General features: G+C 68.2%; 16 protein-coding genes and 1 pseudogene. 14 read left to right on the top strand and 3 right to left on the bottom strand.

Features of this window, described 5'->3' with window-relative positions; all coding sequences use genetic code 11:
* The coding region (locus tag ABIR74_RS07190; RefSeq protein WP_348176506.1) for a CocE/NonD family hydrolase at positions 1-932 on the bottom strand (932 nt) is incomplete at its 3' end.
* A 64-nt stretch (positions 933-996) separates the two neighbouring features.
* Between ABIR74_RS07190 and murI the strand changes: the two genes are divergently transcribed.
* The 14 genes from murI to ABIR74_RS07120 all read left to right on the top strand — a co-directional run bounded on the left by murI (position 997) and on the right by ABIR74_RS07120 (position 14,830).
* On the top strand, positions 997-1,818 hold the full coding sequence (gene murI / locus ABIR74_RS07185) for a glutamate racemase (protein ID WP_348176503.1): 822 nt from the start codon (positions 997-999) through the stop codon (positions 1,816-1,818).
* A complete protein-coding gene (gene rph, locus ABIR74_RS07180; RefSeq protein ID WP_348176501.1) occupies positions 1,815-2,525 on the top strand; it encodes a ribonuclease PH in 711 nt (236 codons plus the stop codon). Before murI ends, rph begins: the two co-directional genes overlap by 4 nt.
* Positions 2,522-3,097, top strand: coding sequence for a non-canonical purine NTP pyrophosphatase (locus ABIR74_RS07175; protein ID WP_348176498.1), 576 nt, complete (start codon positions 2,522-2,524; stop codon positions 3,095-3,097). Before rph ends, ABIR74_RS07175 begins: the two co-directional genes overlap by 4 nt.
* Before the next feature lie 150 nt (positions 3,098-3,247).
* Positions 3,248-3,634: a hypothetical protein gene (locus tag ABIR74_RS07170; RefSeq protein WP_348176495.1), complete on the top strand. Its 387-nt coding sequence runs from the start codon at positions 3,248-3,250 to the stop codon at positions 3,632-3,634.
* Complete coding sequence (locus ABIR74_RS07165) at positions 3,627-3,812, top strand: hypothetical protein (RefSeq protein ID WP_348176492.1); 186 nt, start codon at positions 3,627-3,629, stop codon at positions 3,810-3,812. Before ABIR74_RS07170 ends, ABIR74_RS07165 begins: the two co-directional genes overlap by 8 nt.
* The gene (pyrE, locus tag ABIR74_RS07160; RefSeq protein WP_348176490.1) at positions 3,809-4,348 is read left to right on the top strand and encodes an orotate phosphoribosyltransferase; all 540 of its coding nucleotides are present in this window, start codon (positions 3,809-3,811) and stop codon (positions 4,346-4,348) included. Before ABIR74_RS07165 ends, pyrE begins: the two co-directional genes overlap by 4 nt.
* Before the next feature lie 140 nt (positions 4,349-4,488).
* Positions 4,489-4,764, top strand: a complete 276-nt coding sequence (locus ABIR74_RS07155; protein WP_348176488.1) for an HU family DNA-binding protein — start codon at positions 4,489-4,491, stop codon at positions 4,762-4,764.
* A gap of 98 nt (positions 4,765-4,862) precedes the next feature.
* A complete protein-coding gene (locus ABIR74_RS07150) occupies positions 4,863-6,524 on the top strand; it encodes an exonuclease domain-containing protein (protein ID WP_348176485.1) in 1,662 nt (553 codons plus the stop codon).
* Entirely contained in the window at positions 6,521-7,444 is a 924-nt protein-coding gene (pyrF, locus tag ABIR74_RS07145) for an orotidine-5'-phosphate decarboxylase (protein WP_348176482.1), read from the top strand. The genes ABIR74_RS07150 and pyrF overlap by 4 nt, the downstream gene beginning before the upstream one ends.
* A gap of 22 nt (positions 7,445-7,466) precedes the next feature.
* Positions 7,467-8,582 carry a D-alanyl-D-alanine carboxypeptidase family protein gene (locus ABIR74_RS07140; RefSeq protein ID WP_348176479.1) on the top strand — a complete coding sequence of 372 codons (1,116 nt, stop codon included), beginning with the start codon at positions 7,467-7,469 and terminating at the stop codon, positions 8,580-8,582.
* Positions 8,583-8,610: 28 nt separating this feature from the next.
* Positions 8,611-9,561, top strand: a complete 951-nt coding sequence (locus ABIR74_RS07135; RefSeq protein WP_348176477.1) for a 1-phosphofructokinase family hexose kinase — start codon at positions 8,611-8,613, stop codon at positions 9,559-9,561.
* A 44-nt stretch (positions 9,562-9,605) separates the two neighbouring features.
* Positions 9,606-12,221, top strand: coding sequence for an IMP dehydrogenase (locus ABIR74_RS07130; protein WP_348176474.1), 2,616 nt, complete (start codon positions 9,606-9,608; stop codon positions 12,219-12,221).
* Between the two features lie 10 nt (positions 12,222-12,231).
* Complete coding sequence (gene guaA / locus ABIR74_RS07125) at positions 12,232-13,797, top strand: glutamine-hydrolyzing GMP synthase (protein WP_348176509.1); 1,566 nt, start codon at positions 12,232-12,234, stop codon at positions 13,795-13,797.
* Positions 13,798-13,885: 88 nt separating this feature from the next.
* On the top strand, positions 13,886-14,830 hold the full coding sequence (locus ABIR74_RS07120) for a hypothetical protein (protein ID WP_348176471.1): 945 nt from the start codon (positions 13,886-13,888) through the stop codon (positions 14,828-14,830).
* 139 nt (positions 14,831-14,969) lie between these two features.
* On the opposite strand, the gene ABIR74_RS07115 is transcribed toward ABIR74_RS07120, so the two are convergent.
* Positions 14,970-15,959, bottom strand: coding sequence for an ABC transporter ATP-binding protein (locus tag ABIR74_RS07115; RefSeq protein WP_348176468.1), 990 nt, complete (start codon positions 15,957-15,959; stop codon positions 14,970-14,972).
* Positions 15,959-16,245: pseudogene (locus tag ABIR74_RS07110) on the bottom strand (iron ABC transporter permease); the annotation flags it as partial. The pseudogene ABIR74_RS07110 and the gene ABIR74_RS07115, both read right to left, overlap by 1 nt.

Raw genomic sequence — 16,245 nt, 5'->3', positions numbered from 1 at the left:
TTCTCGGGCGAGACGGCGACCGGGAGCGGATCGAGCGCGACCGGCAACCCGCGAAGGTGGAGGTCGAAGAATCTTGCTCCCTCGGCGAGCATCACTCCGGTGTCGGCTCCCGGGACCGTCGAAGGCGCGTGGCCATGGAGGCCTAGCCACAGGCGCTTTGGCCCTGCGACTGCGTTGTATGCCTGCAGCGCCTGGCCCATGCCGAACGCGAAGTCGCGGCGGCCCTGCATGAAGAACGCAGGTGTCTTGACACCCTTGAGTGCCGTGATCGTCGAGCGCTCGACCGCGAACGCGTTCGGCGAGGTGAGCGCGCCCGCGTAGGCCGCGTCGCGAACGGCGAAGATGGACGGGGCGACGCGCTCGGGCGGCAACGAGCCGATGAAGCCGGCGATCACGCCGGACTTCGAGAGGCCCTGCGGGAGTAATGCGGTCCGGAGATCCGTCCATGTCTCTGCGACCTCGATCGCCGCCCAGGGGACACCGGCCGCAAGCGACGTGTAGATAGCGCCGCCGCCGAGCGAGAGGCCCCACCCACCGATGCGGGCATCCGCGACGTCGGGCCGGGCAGCAAGCCAGGAGTACAGCGTCTTGACGTCACGAACCTCGTTCGGGCCGTCTCCCTCGAAGAGGCCGCCGGACGCGCCGTGGCCGCGCGCATCGACCGTGAGGACGACGTACTGCTCGCCGATCAGCCCCATCGAGGTGGCGATCGCGCTCATTCCGGCACGGCTGCCGCCGAGGCCGTGGAACAGCACGACGGCCGGCCAACCTCCCGCGGGAGCGGCGCCGTCAGGAACGTGGAGCGTCGTCGCGAGCTTCGTCCCGTCGAACGACGTGACAACCGGATCCTGCTTCGAAAAGGCCGATGCCGGGCCTGCGAGGACGAGGAACACAAGCGCCGTCGATGCCGCTCCTATCAATGTCCTCGTCAAGACCCGCGAAGGGTAGCCGAAGAAGTGCACCTCCCCGACTGCGACGACAACTACACTGCCGCCCGTGGATGCCCGCCCGATCGGTGTGTTCGACTCCGGTGTCGGTGGGCTCACGGTTCTCCACGAGTGCCTCGTCACCTTGCCGCACGAGGACTTCGTCTACCTCGGTGACGGTGCCCGACTGCCGTACGGCCCCCGGCCGCTCGCCGAGATCCGGCGCTTCGCCGCCGAGATCGGTCGCTTCCTCGAGTCCCAGGGGGTCAAACTCGTCGTCGCAGCCTGCAACTCGGCGACCGCCGCTGCTCTTCCCGAACTCCAGCTGACCCTCTCCGTGCCGGTGATCGGCGTGATCCAGCCCGAGGCGCACGCGGCCGTGCGCGCGACCCGCAACCGCCGTGTCGGGCTCCTTGCGACCGAGGCGACGGTGGCGAGCGGCCGCTACGAAGCATTGATCGAGACGCTCGACGCCGGTGTCACGGTGACGCCGGTCGCGTGCCCCAAGCTCGTGCCACTGATCGAGGGTGACGACCCCTTCGGCGAGGCGACGGTAGAGGCCGTGCGGGAGGTCGCCGGCCCTCTCAAGGATGTCGGTGTCGACACGGTCGTCCTCGGCTGCACCCACTATCCGCTGATCCGCCCGATCCTGCAGCGCGTCTTCGGTCGCGACGTGACGCTGATCTTCTCGGCCGACGAGACGGCGCACGAAGTGTCCGAGACCCTGGCGCGGAAGGCGATCGAGAACGATTCGGCCCGAGAGGGGACGTATCGGTTCCTGACCACCGGGGACACAGCCGCGTTCAAGGCGATGGGCAGCCGCTTCCTGCAACTCCCGATCGCGGATGTCGAGCAGGTGCGGGTTGCCGACCTGGAGGTCGTCGCGGCATGAGACACGACGGCCGTCGCCCGGACGAGCTCCGGGCGCTCGACGTCCTGCCGGACTTCCTCGAGCAGCCGCACGGGTGCGTGCTCTGGTCGCAGGGCAAGACGCGTGTGCTCTGCACGGCCACGATCGAGGAGGAGATTCCGCGCTGGCTGCGTGGGAAGGGCCGCGGCTGGATGACAGCGGAGTACTCTCTGCTCCCCGCGTCGACCGGCGACCGGACGCAGCGAGGGGTCTCCCGCGGGCGTCCCGACGGGCGCACGGTCGAGATCCAGCGACTGATCGGCCGTGCGCTCCGCTCGGTCTGCGACTTCGAGGCGCTCGGCGAACGCACGCTCTGGCTCGATTGCGACGTGCTGCAGGCGGACGGCGGAACGCGGTGCGCTGCGATCACTGGCGCCTACGTCGCCGCGTATCGTGCCCTGGATCGAATGGGCCTCTCCAAGGCATTGCCCTCGTCCGTCGCAGCCGTCTCGGTCGGAGTCGTCAACGGCCAGGCAGTGCTCGACCTCGACTATCCCGAGGACTCTCAGGCCGATACGGACATGAACGTGGTGATGACCGCCGACGGTCGGCTCGTCGAGGTGCAGGCAACCGCCGAGCGGCAGCCTTTCACGAGGGACGAGCTCGACGAGCTGCTCGACCTCGCCGCTGGCGGCATCGAGCGGCTCGCGCTTGCGCAGCGAGCGGCGGCTGACGCTCCCCGGGCGTGAGAGCACGGCTCGCGACAGGGAACCGGCACAAGCTCGACGAGTTCCGTCGAGCGCTCCCCGACTGGGAGATCGAGCTCGTCGAGACGACGTCGTATCCGCCTGAAACGGGCTCCACGTACGTCGCGAACGCGCGAGGCAAGGCCGAGCATGGGCGCCTCCACTCGCCCGGCGACGCCTGGGTGGTAGGCGAGGACTCGGGGATCGAGGCCATGGGACTCAAGGGCGGGCCGGGCCTCGAGTCGGCGCGGTGGGCCGCCGACGGCGTCGCGCGGCTCCTCGAGGAGTTGGACGGCGTCGGTGACCGGCGGGCACGATACGTCTGCACGATCGTGGCGATCGGCCCGGAGGGCCAGGAAGTCGTCGTCGAGGGGACGCTCGAGGGGGCCGTCGTGTCCGAGCGGAGTGGCAACGAGGGGTTCGGGTATGACCCCATCTTCGTTCCCGAGGGCGAAACACACACGGTCGCAGACCTCGGTGATGCGTGGAAGGCCTCCAATTCGCACCGCGCACGCGCCACGCGCGCGCTTGCAGCCGCACTGCAGCGCTCCGGGTCGTCGCGCGGGGGCCGCTAGGACCGCGGCTGTGGACGTGCGATCCGGGCGAAGGCGGAGCCGATGGTGCGGCTCCTCGTCGCGGAAGCCGTGCGTCGCCGGCCCGAGCGGCTGGCCGTGAGATCGGCTGTCGTATGACGCTCGCCGAGAGTCTGGTAGCTTCGACGGGCGATGACGCCGAACGAGGCACTGGCCGAGCTTCTCACTCTTTCCGCTCAGGTGCGTGAGATCGCGATTCTGGGTGAGTCCGGCTTCGTGCTCGCGAGCACGGGAGCCGTCCAGCGGGGCGAGCAGCTCGCACAGGTCGCGGTTGACCTCATAGCGGCTGCCGGCGACGTCCGGCCCGGCGCTGCGGAGATTTCTCGGATCCAGATCAGCAGCGAGGGCACCGACGTCTTCCTCGTCCGGGATGCGGGGCGCATCGCGATCGCGACGACTGCGCCGGACTCGATCGCCGGGCTCATGGTCTACGACCTACGGACGATGCTCGCGCGTCTCGACGCGGAGCAGGCAGCGCCTCGACCGGCGAAGAAGAGAAAGGGCCAGATCGATGCGTAGGCTTCTCTCACTCGCAGTGATCGGTTCCGCTGTGTGGTGGCTCCTCGGGCGTCGCTCCAAGCCGAGCACGGGTCGGGTCACGATCGGGTACGTGGACGGGTCGTCCGTGACGCTCGAGGCAGGCTCGCCGGAGCTCGATCGGCTGACGGCGATCGCAGCCGAGGCCGCAGCGTCGTGACCGATGACCTCGGGCGCCTCCTCGCCGAGCACTCGCTGCTCGAAGGCGACTTCCTGCTGCGGTCGGGAAAGCGGTCGACCTTCTACCTCGACAAGTATCGATTCGAGACGCGCCCGGACCTGCTTCGCGCGCTCGGAGTGCGACTCGCCGAGACGGCGAACGAGGCGGAGCCGGGCGCCGTACGACTGGCCGGGCCGGCTCTCGGAGCGGTTGCTCTGGCCGCTTCCGCGTCTATGGCGTCCGAACTGCCCTTCATCATTGTCCGCAATGAAACGAAGGAATACGGCACAGCGAATCGGATCGAGGGTCCGTTCGACGAGGGGGACGTCGTGTGCCTCGTCGAGGACGTCGTCACATCCGGTGGCGCACTCGCCGAGTCGGTATCCGCACTTCGGGATGCAGGGCTCGTCGTCCGCAACGCTGTGTGCGTCGTGGACCGCGAGGAGGGTGGGGCGGACGCCCTCGCTCGGTTGGGGGTGCGACTCCGCAGCCTCTACCGCGCGAGCGATCTCCTTGCCGGGCGCATCCCGGCCTGACCGCCTCTTTGAGTCCACGTGCCTCGGCGGGTTTGACACGCCGCCGGGCGTGTCGCAAACCCGCATAGTTGAGCCAAAGTCGCCGGAGTCATAGGTTCTCCGGCGGTCCCAACAACGAACGTCTAGTAGGAGGAGTGGCAGTGACCAAGCAGGAGTTCATAGAGGCAGTAGCCGCGAAGACCGGCTCGTCCAAGCGTGACGCAGCCGAGGCTGTCGAGGCGTTCCTCAGCACCGTCGAGGATGCCCTCAAGGCCGGCGATTCGGTGACGTTCACCGGTTTCGGCAAGTTCCACACGACGCATCGTGCAGCACGCATGGGCGTCAATCCGCGGAACCCGAGCGAGAAGGTGCAGATCAGGGCCGCAACCGTGCCGAAGTTCTCGGCCGGCTCGGTGCTCAAGAAGGCCGTCAACTAGGCCGCCCTCCTCCGAGGACGAAAGACGAGGGCCCGCTCCCCCCGGGCCCTCTCTTTTGTCCTTTTCATCGAACATACGTTCGTCTAGGATCTGACGGCATGCAACTCTCATTCGATGCCGCGGACCGCCTCGTCGAGCTCGTCGAGGCCCGCCGTGGGCCGATCCCCGCCTCGGACGCGGCTCAGGCGCTGTTCGCGCTCTCCGCGACCCCGACCGCGATCGCGCGCTCACTGCTCGAGGAGGTCGTCACGGGCGACGCACGACTCGTCTGGCGCGGCACCGCGGTCGGCCTTGCCGACGCGCCCGGAGCAACGATGCTGCTCGAGTCGGCGACCTTCGTCGTCTTCGATCTCGAGACGACCGGGCTCTCGCCGGCACGCTCGCGCATCGTCGAGATCGGCGCTCAGAAGGTCGACCACCTGGCGATGGGAGCACGGTTCGAGACGCTCGTGAATCCGGGCGTGCCGCTGCCCGTGGCGATCACTGCGCTGACCGGCATCGGCCGCGACGAGGTGCGGGGAGCCCCCGATCCCGACCTTGCGGTGCGGCGGTTCCTGTCGTTCGCGGGAGACGCGGTGCTCGTTGCGCACAACGCGCGCTTCGACATGGGCTTTCTCGATCGCGCCGTCGAGCGGCTCACGGGCAGACGCGTGGCTGCGCCGGTCGTCGACACCGTCTGGCTGGCCCGGCGCCTTCTCGGAGGCCGGACGACGAGATTCGGGTTGCAACCACTCGCTTATTTCTTCGGCACGTCGGTGACGCCGTGCCATCGTGCGCTCGCGGACGCAGCCGCCACAGCCGAGATCCTTGTCGCGCTGATCGGCCTCGCGCAGGAGCGAGGTGCCGAGACAGTGGCCGATCTCGTCGCGCTGTCCGCACCGCGGGCCAGGCGCCTGCAGGGGAAGCGGTCGCTCGTGGCCCAGGCGCCAACCGCGCCGGGGACGTACATCTTCCGCGATGCCCGGGGACAGGCGCTCTACGTCGGGCGCGCTCGCGATCTCCGGGCTCGCCTGCGTTCGTACTTCTCCGGAAGCCGGCAGCGCCCGGCCGTCGAGGCAGCGCTCGGAGCGCTCGCATCCGTCGACTGGAAGCCGACCGGAAGCGAGCTCGAGGCTGCGCTCGAAGAGCTCCTGCTCCTCCGGGAGTTGCGCCCTCCGGCGAACGCGCGCAGCACCCGACCGGATCGGCACGTCTACCTTCGCCGTCGCGGAACCAGCTGGGCCTGTGTCAGCGAGCCCACGCCCCACGGCCCGATCAGCGGGCGCGGCATCGCGAGGCGCGCCGCCCAGGCTCTCGTCGGCTACGACGGCGACGATCCTCGGAGCGTCCTCCCGCAGCTCCGCCTTCGCCTCCGAGGCCTCGCTGCCGACCTGCGCTTCGAGGACGCTGCCCGCCTTCGCGATCGCATCGCTGCCCTCGAACAGGTGATCGCGAGGATCGACGAGGTTCGAGAATCCGTCGCGTTGCGGGTCTGTCTCCTCGTACCGGCGGTCGAGCCGGGAATGATGCGCGGCGTCTTCGTGGGGAACGGGGGCATCTCGCGGAGGACGATCCCGCGTGGAGGCGGGGGATCGCTCGAGGTCGAGGCCGGACTCGCGGACGTGCGTGCACCTGCCGATGCGGTGCTCGCCGCGACGACCGCCGAGGAGCTTCTCCTGATCGCCTCCTTCATCCGTCGCCCTCCGCCAGAGCTTCGCGTGGTTGCGCTCGAGCGGAACGCGATCCTGGCCGCAGCGAACGGGGTAGCCTTGGTCGCATGAACACAGGAGCAGAGAGGGAGACGAAGGTGGTTCCCTTCTCCGACCGTGTTGCCGAGGCCGTTGAGCGCAAGCGCACGCAGCTCGTCGTCGGACTCGACCCGCGCGTCGACCTGTTGCCGGTCGAGTTGCGCGGTGAGGCAGGCCGCGGACGGGCCGCAGCGGCCGGCGCCGTCGAGCGCTTTTGCAAGGGCATCGTCGACGCCGTTGCGCCGTATGCCGTTGCCGTCAAGCCCCAGGTCGCGTTCTTCGAGGCTCTCGGCGGCGATGGATGGTACGCGCTCGAGATCGTGTCGCGCTACGCCGCCGACGCCGGCCTTCTCGTGATCGCGGACGCCAAGCGCGGTGACATCGGGTCGACGGCGAGAGCCTATGCCGCTGCGTTCCTCGAACCACAGGGCTCCGAGCCGCCGCTTGCCGACGCCCTCACCGTCAATCCGTACCTCGGGACCGACTCCATCGATCCGTACCTCGCCGCGTGCCGACGGCACGGCGCCGGCATCTTCTGTCTCGTCAGGACGTCGAACGCGGGAGCACGCGACCTCCAGGACGCAATGCTCTCGGACGGCGTCCCCGTCTGGCGGCACGTCGCCGGCCTTGTCGGGGAATGGGGAGCAGACCTGGTTGGCGAGCGTGGAATGTCCAGTGTCGGGGCCGTCGTGGGCGCGACGGTTCCGCGGCTGATCGGTGATGCCCGTCGGGCGATGCCCCAGCAGATCATCCTTCTGCCGGGCGTGGGCGCTCAGGGAGCGACGCCGGCGGACGTCGCTCGCGCGTTCACGAGTGGGCCGGCGAGCGCACTCGTCAACGCGTCGCGCTCGGTGATCTTCGCCTACCGCGATACCGAGGACGACTGGAGGGCGGCCGCGGGAGCGGAGGCGGCACGCCTCTCGGCTGAGATCTGGGCCGCCGCGGGCTGGTAGCCCTCGTCTACATTCAACCGCGATGCGTCGCGCGTTCACCGTCGTCGTGGCAGGACTTGCTCTGTATGCCGCTTCCGCGGCGGGTGCACCGCCACCCGTCTCGGCGCCCGCGTACGTCGTGCGTGGCGGCTCGGATGAGGTCATCATCGCTGCCCGTGCACCGGACGTTCGCCGGGCTCCAGCCAGCATCACCAAGCTGATGACCGTCCTCGTCGCGCTGGAGCAGGCGCGACTCGACGATGTCGTCACGATCTCACCCTCGGCGGCGACCGTTGGCGAGTCCTCGGCGGGACTCAGGCCCGGAGAGCAGTTGACGGTCCGCGACCTCGCGATTGCCGCGCTCGTGCCGAGCGCGAACGACGCGGCCGCCGCACTCGCCCTCCACGTCGGGAATGGCTCGCTCTCACGCTTCGTCGAGCTGATGAACGAGAAGGCGCGAACCCTCGGCCTCTTCTCGACGCACTTCGCGAACCCTCACGGGCTCGATCAGCCCGGGCACGTCTCGAGCGCGCGTGACGTCACGACACTCCTTACCGCGGCGCTCCAGAACTCGTTCATCCGCACGTGGTCGTCGCGGTCGACCGCGACGATCGCGGGCGGTAGAACGCTGACGTCCACGGATGGCTTGATCGGGAAGGTCCCGCTCGTCGGCGCAAAAACGGGCCACACGAACGATGCCGGCTGGTCGCAGGTTGCGGCCGTCGAGAGGAACGGTGTGCGCATTACCGCATCGCTGCTCGGCGCGGCGAGCGAGCAGCAGAGGAACGCCGAGCTCGCATCGCTCCTCACATGGGGCCTCGACCAGTATCGCCGGGTCGTCGTAACCGGCGGCCATGTGTACGGTCACGCCGAGGTCGGCTACGGCCGCCCGCGGGTGCCTCTCGTTGCCGCCCGTAGCGTCGTTCGGAGTGTCCGTGTGGGGCGCCCGCTGGTCGAACGCGTCGTCGCTAGCACCGCCCTTGCCCTCCCCGTAACCAAAGGGCAACGTGCCGGCGAAGTCCGCGTGTTCTCGGACGGTAGGCTGATCGCACGTTCGCCACTCGTTGCAGCAGCGTCGGTCCCCGAAGTCGGGATCGTCGGACAGGCCCAGTGGTACGCCCGCCGGACGGTGCACCACGTGTTCGGACTCGTTTCGTAGCTCCGTCGTCTCGTAGGAAGGGGCCGCAGTGATCATCACCGTCACACTGAACGCCGCGCTCGACCGCTCGCTGAGCGTCCCGATCTTCAAGCTCGGTCATCGGCATCGCTCGAGCGACGTGCTCGTGCTCGCGGGAGGAAAGGGCATCAACGTGGCCCGGGCGCTCAAACGGCTCGACGTTCCGGTCGTTGCGACCGGCCTCGCCGGGGGGCGGACAGGGACGCGGATCGTCGAGGAGCTGACCGAAGAGGCGATCCTCAACGACTTCGTTCGGATCCGCGACGAGTCCCGTACCTCGACCGCGGTCGTCGATCCGACGGCGGGCACCTACACGGAGATCAACGAGTGGGGCCCCAAGGTCTCCGAGGACGAGCTCGAGATCCTGCTCGACAAGCTGCGCTATCTCTCGCGCGGCGCATCGACGGTCGTCTTCGCCGGCTCGCTGCCCCGCGGAGTGGATGAGGGCTTCTACGCCGATGCAGTGCGCGAGATGACGCGACTCGGAGCCAGGGTGGTCCTCGACGCGGAAGGCGAGCCCCTGCGACGCGGTATCGAGGCCGAGCCGTGGCTCGTCTCGCCGAATCAGCACGAGGCCGAGCAGCTCGTCGGTCAGGAGCTCGAGGACGACGACGACTTTGCCATGGCGCTCGAGACGATCGCCGACATGGGCGCCCGGAATGTCCAGATCACGATGGGGACGGGGTGTTTCTCGCTCGTTCGGGAGGAACGTCAGGTGCGCCGCTACTACGCCCGGGCGCCCCAGCTCGAGCCCGTCTCGGTACTCGGGGCCGGGGATGTCTTCCTCGCCCGCTGGCTCGCGGCGCACGACGAGGGGGCGTCGGCCGAGGACGCTCTCCGGCTTGCGGTCGCGGCGGCATCGGCCTCGGTCCTCGTGGTCGGCGCGGGGCGGTTCGATCTGAAGGAAGCGGCCCGTCTCGTCTCGCTCGTCGAGGTCAGCGAGCTCCAGCCCGTCGCGTAGCGACGACAGCTCCGTCCCGTCCGCTTGGTAGAGTCATTCGACTCTTGGAGTTCGAGCTGGATCGAGATAGCAAGTTCGGCAAGGAAGGGCTGACCTTCGACGACGTGCTGCTCGTTCCCGCGGAGTCGGCTGTCTTACCCAATGACGTCGCTACCGCCACCCGGTTGACGCCGACGATCGCGCTCGAGATCCCGATCGTCTCGGCGGCGATGGACACCGTTACCGAGGCCCGGCTTGCGATCGCGCTGGCCCGGCAGGGCGGCCTCGGCATCATTCACCGCAATCTCGCGATCGAGCATCAGGTGGCCGAAGTCGACCGGGTCAAGCGAAGCGAGGCCGGGATGATCGTCGAGCCGGTGACCCTCGGGCCGGACGATCTCGTCGCGGATGCGCTCGATCTGATGGCGCGATATCGCGTCTCGGGAGTCCCGATCACGAACCCCGACGGCGTCCTCGTCGGCATCCTCACGAACCGTGATCTGCGCTTCGGGGCCCGACCGGACCAGCGCACCGGTGAGCTGATGACGACCGAGAACCTTGTCACCGCGCGGGTCGGCACGACGCTCGCCGAGGCGGAGGCGCTGCTCGGGCAGCACAAGGTCGAGAAGCTCCCCATCGTCGACGAGCAGGGACGTCTGCAAGGGCTGATCACCGTGAAGGACATCCAGAAGCGCGAGCTTTATCCGCTCGCGACGAAGGACGAACGCGGACGCCTGCGCGTGGGCGCAGCGGTCGGTGTCGGCACCGACGCAATCGAGCGCGCTGCGGCCCTCGTCGCTGCCGAGGTCGACGTGCTCGTCGTCGATACCGCGCATGGGCACTCGCGCGCCGTCGTCGAGATGGTGCGGCGAATCAAGGCGGAGTTCGAGATCGAGATCATCGCCGGCAACATCGCAACGGGGGAAGCGGCCGAGGCGTTGATCGATGCCGGAGCAGATTGTCTCAAAGCGGGAGTGGGGCCTGGATGCCTGGCGGCCGGAACGCGCGTACTCATGGCCGATGCCAGCTACAAGAACATCGAAGACGTCGTCCCGGGTGACCGTGTCATCAACATGAATGGTGAGCCCGTTGCCGTCGTCCATGCGTGGTGCACGGGCGTGCGAGAGGTTGTTGGTGTCCGACATGCGGCGTCGCCGCTCGAGACACTCGTGACACCCGACCACGCGTACTGGGTCGGAGATCTCAATGCTGTGAGCGCACGAACGCTCGCCTCGGCGGGCTATCTCCGCATGCTCGAGCGCCCGAGTCGAGCCGGCGAGTCCAAGCTGCACTGGAAAGAGATCGGCGAGGTCGACCGTGACGTGCTCCTCCTTCCACGCCGGATCGCGTTTGAGCTTCGCGACCACTTCAGCATCGATCTGGCGGAGTTCGCGGTTCGCGAGGGGCCCCTGAATCGATATCGAAGGCTCATCGAGGATTCCTACGAGCTCGGTTTCATGCTGGGGGCGTTCCTCGGCGACGGACACGCTTTCCTCAACACGAACGGCCGGTCGGAGATCGGAAGGGTCTCCTGGTACTTCGGGCCTTCAGAGCACGCAATCTCCCTTGCGCTCACGGCGGCCGTGCGCACGGCGACGGGCGTTGAGCCGAGCGTCGTCGAGAACGGCAAGACGATCACGATTCACCTGTACTCGTTGCAGTGGGCGCGTTTGCTCGCCGAGTTCGGCAAGCGTGAACGGAAGCATCTCCCACGGGGCTACCTCTGCGGCAACCCGACCTATCTGAAGGGCCTGCACGATGGACTCGTCGCGAGCGACGGGTTCGTCGCGGCGGACGGCCGGATCTGCTTCAAGAACACGTCCCTCGCACTCGTCGAGCTCTTCAACGTTGTGACGTTTCTGCTGCATGGCGCGTTCCCGAATGCGCATTCGGAAGCACCAAGTGCGGGTGGCCTCGTCGGCAGGACGACCGATCGATGTCTACCCTCGTACGTCTCCCGCCTCAACGTGACCCACCAGAAGCGACTCAGCGAGAGCCATCAGGTCGTGAAGCTCCTCGAACTGCGTGAGGTCGATCTCCGGATCCCTGTCTATGACCTCGAGGTCGACTGCCCCACGCACAGCTTCGTCGCAAACAACGCCATCGTGCACAACTCGATCTGTACAACCCGAGTCGTCGCGGGCGTCGGAGTACCGCAGGTGACGGCCGTGTTCGACGTCGCCGAGGTGGCAATCCGCCATGGGATCCCGGTAATCGCCGACGGTGGCATCACCTCCTCGGGCGACGTCGCGAAGGCGATCGCGGCCGGCGCGGACACCGTGATGCTCGGCTCGATGCTCGCGGGGACCGACGAGTCACCTGGTGATGTGATTCTCGTCCAGGGTGAGCGGTTCAAGGAGTATCGCGGCATGGGATCGCTCGGCGCGATGAAAGCGCGATCCTTCTCCAAGGATCGGTACTTCCAAGGCGACGTCGAGGACGTCGACAAGCTCGTCCCGGAGGGAATCGAGGGGCGCGTGCTCTACAAGGGCCCGATTGCGCCGATCGTCTATCAGCTCGTCGGTGGGCTTCGGCAGGCCATGGGCTACTGCGGCGCGCCGACGATCGAAGCGCTGAAGACCGAGAGCCGGTTCGTTCGCATCACCGGTGCGGGCCTGCGGGAGAGCCACCCGCACGATGTCACGATCAGCAAAGACGCTCCTAACTACCGGCGTGTCTGAGAGCGCCGAGATCCTCGTGTTCCCGGCGTCACCGCCGGCACCGGAGGAACGCCCCGTGCTCGTGCTCGATTTCGGCGGGCAGTACAGCCAGCTGATCGCACGGCGCGTGCGCGATGCTCGCGTCTACTCCGAGCTCGTCAGCCACCGCCTCACCGCAGATCAGATCAGGGCCAAGAATCCGCTCGCGCTGATCCTCTCCGGCGGCCCAGCCTCTGTGTATGCGGAGGGCGCGCCCGAGCTGGATTCGGCGGTGCTCGAGCTCGGAATCCCGACGCTCGGCATCTGTTACGGCATGCAGTTGATGGCCCGCGAACTCGGCGGAGAGGTGGAGTCGAACGACGTCTCGGAGTACGGCAAGACCGATGCGGAGCTCGGAGAATCGGCCCTCTTCCACAATCTGCCGCCAGAGCAGGTCGTGTGGATGAGTCACCGCGACTCGGTCACGGCGCCCCCGGCTGGCGCGCGGGTGACGGCTTCTTCGCCTTCGACCCCGATCGCCGCCTTCGAGGACACGGCCCGTGGGCTCTACGGTGTCCAGTTCCACCCGGAAGTCGTGCACACACCCGACGGCCAGGAGATCCTGAAGAACTTTCTCTACGACGTTGCGGGCGCCCCTCCGAGCTGGACGCCCGCCGCAGTGATCGAGGAGCAGGTCGAGCGGATCCGAGCGCAGGTCGGCTCGGAGCGCGTGATCTGCGGCCTCTCCGGCGGCGTCGACTCTGCCGTCGCCGCGCTACTCGTCTACAAGGCGGTGGGCGACCAGCTGACGTGCGTCTTCGTCGATCACGGTCTGATGCGCGAGAACGAGGCGGAGCAGGTGGTCGAGACCTTCGGCGGCCACTTCCATGTGCCGCTCGTCCACGTGCGCGCCGAGGACCGGTTTCTCACAAAGCTCGCGGGTGTCACCGATCCCGAGACGAAGCGCAAGATTGTGGGGGAGGAGTTCATCCGCGTCTTCGAGGAGGAGGCCGACAGGCTCGGCGACGTGCGGTTCCTGGTGCAGGGCACCCTCTACTCCGACGTGATCGAGTCCGGCGGAGACGACGGTGTGGCGGCCAAGATCAAGTCGCACCACAACGTGGGCGGGCTGCCGGACGACATGGAGATGGATCTCGTCGAGCCGTTGCGGCTGCTGTTCAAGGACGAGGTGCGCCGCGTCGGCGAGGAGCTCGGGATGCCCGAGCGAATGGTCTGGCGCCAGCCCTTCCCCGGGCCGGGACTCTCGATCCGGATCATCGGCGACGTCACGAAGGAGCGGCTCGAAATCCTCCGCGCCGCGGACGCCGTGCTCCAGGAGGAGATCCGCCGGGCCGGCCTGTATCGCGATCTCTGGCAGAGCTTCGCGGTTCTCCCGGCAATCAAGTCCGTCGGCGTCCAGGGAGACGAACGCACCTACGCCTATCCCGTCGTGATTCGGGCCGTCACCTCCGAGGACGCCATGACGGCCGACTGGGCCCGGATTCCCTACGACGTTCTCGAGACGATCTCGAACCGGATCATCAACGAGGTGCCTGGTGTGAACCGCGTCGCACTCGATCTCTCCTCGAAGCCACCCGCGACGATCGAGTGGGAGTGACCTTTGACTGATTCGGGCGAGTCGTTTCTCGTGCGCTGGGAGCGCTAGGAAGTAACGCAGGCCGCGTGGCTACCCTGCGTGGCGACGCATGCCCGCTCGAATCGTCCTGATCCTCACGGCCCTCGCCGTCGTGTTCCTCTCGCTCGCGAGCCCGAGCGGAGCAAGTGAGCAGTTCGGCGATCTCGACGTTTCGTTCGAGTCGTTGAAGGTGAATGATCGAGGCGAGGCTCTCGTCACCTACCGCACATCGCGCGGTGCCCTTCGCAACGTCTACGTCTGGGGTGCGATCAACGCGATCAGGACGGATCCGACCAAGCAGCAGCAACGGTTCCGCTTTGACTACGCGGGCGGCTGGAAGAAGAACGGCCGCCAGACGTGGCGGGAGTTCAAGAACCGCTGCCGCCCCTACGACGGGCCGGCGCTCGTGTGGCTCGTCGCCGCGTGCAAGGCCCCGGACGGCTCGTACTGGGCCTTGCAGCGCTGGCAGCGCATGCTGCCGATGCGTGGGATCGAGCCGTTCCGACCCGAGCAGGCGGCGTTCGAGTTGCACATCTCGCACTGGAGCGGTGAGTTGCCCCTTCTCGAGATCTCCCAGAACTGGACCTACGGCGGAGCGTGGCAAGGGCTCTTCGGGCGGCTCACGTATCGCGGCGACCCGGTGTTCGGCTACCGCACACCGTCCACGACGAAGCGCGACCCGAATGCGCGCTTCTTCTACGTCGACACCTTCAACTCCGTGTTCGGAGCGGGCTGGAAGCATGACGCCGGCAAGGTCGCGCACAGTCGCAACGGAGCTTTCTGTTACAGCTTCGTCCCCCAGATGACGCCACCGGGGTACCCAACGCGGGTCGTGCGGCCCCCGGGGAACGGCGAGCGCCACCGCGTGACCGTCATGGGGCCGGGTGTGACGCCGGTCGTACAGTGGGAAGGGCCTGCTCTTGGTCGCAACGACCCTCAGCAGGACAGGCAGTTCAACGCGCTGTTCGACCGGATCGTCGGGCCCGACGACCGCGTCTGCATTCCCGAGCGCTAGCGACTGTCATGGGCGCTCGCGTCACCTCCGTGCTGCAGTGGGAAGGCCTCGGTCTGACCGCAGCCGATCGGGCACGGGCCGCGTCCATGACATCGAGGACGAGTGGGACGACGCTTTCGACGGCGACGAGGAATGATGCTCAGGCGGGATCGCTCCGCGCTTGGCCGCGGGCTCGCGATTCTGTCGGGATGACTCGCACAGCAGCTGGGTCGATCGCGACCCGAACCCGATCTCCGGGGGCCGGCGGCTCGGTGCCTGTGTGTGCCGAGACGATCTCGGCGCCGCTCTCGTAGCGGGCGCACAGCGTCACGAGCGGCCCGTCGCGGCGACTCGACACGACGACGGCCTCGCCCGCGGGATCGGGTCGGAAGGTCACACCCTCCGGCTGGGTGACGACGGCCGTCGAGCCGCGCACCTCGACGTTCGCGAGCCCGATGAACCGCGCGACCCAGGCATCGCTCGGAGTCGCCCAGAGGTCCTCTGGTGCGGCAATCTGCACGGCGCGTCCTTCGCGCATCACGGCAACGCGCTCCCCGAGCGCGAACGCCTCTGCGACGTCGTGCGTCACGTAGACGGTGGTCTGTCCGATCTCCCGGAACAGCCCTCCCAGCTCGCTGACGAGGCGGTCCTGAAGGGGGCGATCGAGCGCGCCGAGCGGCTCGTCCAGGAGCAGGACTCGGGGTGCGGGAGCGAGGGCGCGGGCGAGGGCGACGCGCTTGCGCTCTCCTCCCGAGAGCGACCCGATCGAACGGTGCCCCGTCCCTGCGAGGCCGACGAGCGCGAGCATCTCGGTCACGCACGCTGCTATGGCATCGTTGCCCGCGGACTGCATCCGCAGGCCGAAGCCGACGTTTGACGCTACGTCGCGGTGGGGGAACAGCGCGTCGTCCTGGAACATGAGGCCGACACCTCGACGATGCGGGGGAACGCCGGCCAGGGAGGTTCCGTCGAGCTCGATCGACCCGTGATCGAGCGACTGGAGTCCGGCGATCGCGCGAAGCAGCGTCGATTTCCCGCTGCCGCTCGGGCCGACGACCGCAACAACCGTGCCTGCGGGAACGTCGAGGTCGACTCCGGCAAGGGCAGGATGTCCGCCCAGTGTGACCCGCGCGTTGCGGACGGAGAGCATCAGAGAACCTCGGCCCGTCCGTCGGCGGCCCGTTCTGCGAGGAGCGCAGCGGCGACCGCGATCGCGGCGAGCACAACGGCCAGTACCGCCGCCGTTCCCTGGTTCTGCTCGCCGGGTCGGCCGAGGAAGCGGAAGATCGCGACGGGAAGCGTGGGCTGCTCTGCCCGGGCGACGAACACCGTTGCGCCGAACTCGCCGAGCGAGATCGCGAAGGCGAACCCGGCGGCGGCTGCGAATGCGCGTCCGGCGAGCGGGAGGTCTACCTCCCGCCACGCGCGCGAGGGCG

Source organism: Gaiella sp. (assembly GCF_039915195.1).
Lineage (GTDB): Bacteria > Actinomycetota > Thermoleophilia > Gaiellales > Gaiellaceae > Gaiella.
Note: the sequence above shows the minus strand (reverse complement) of the source record. Positions and strands in the feature narration are given on the sequence as shown.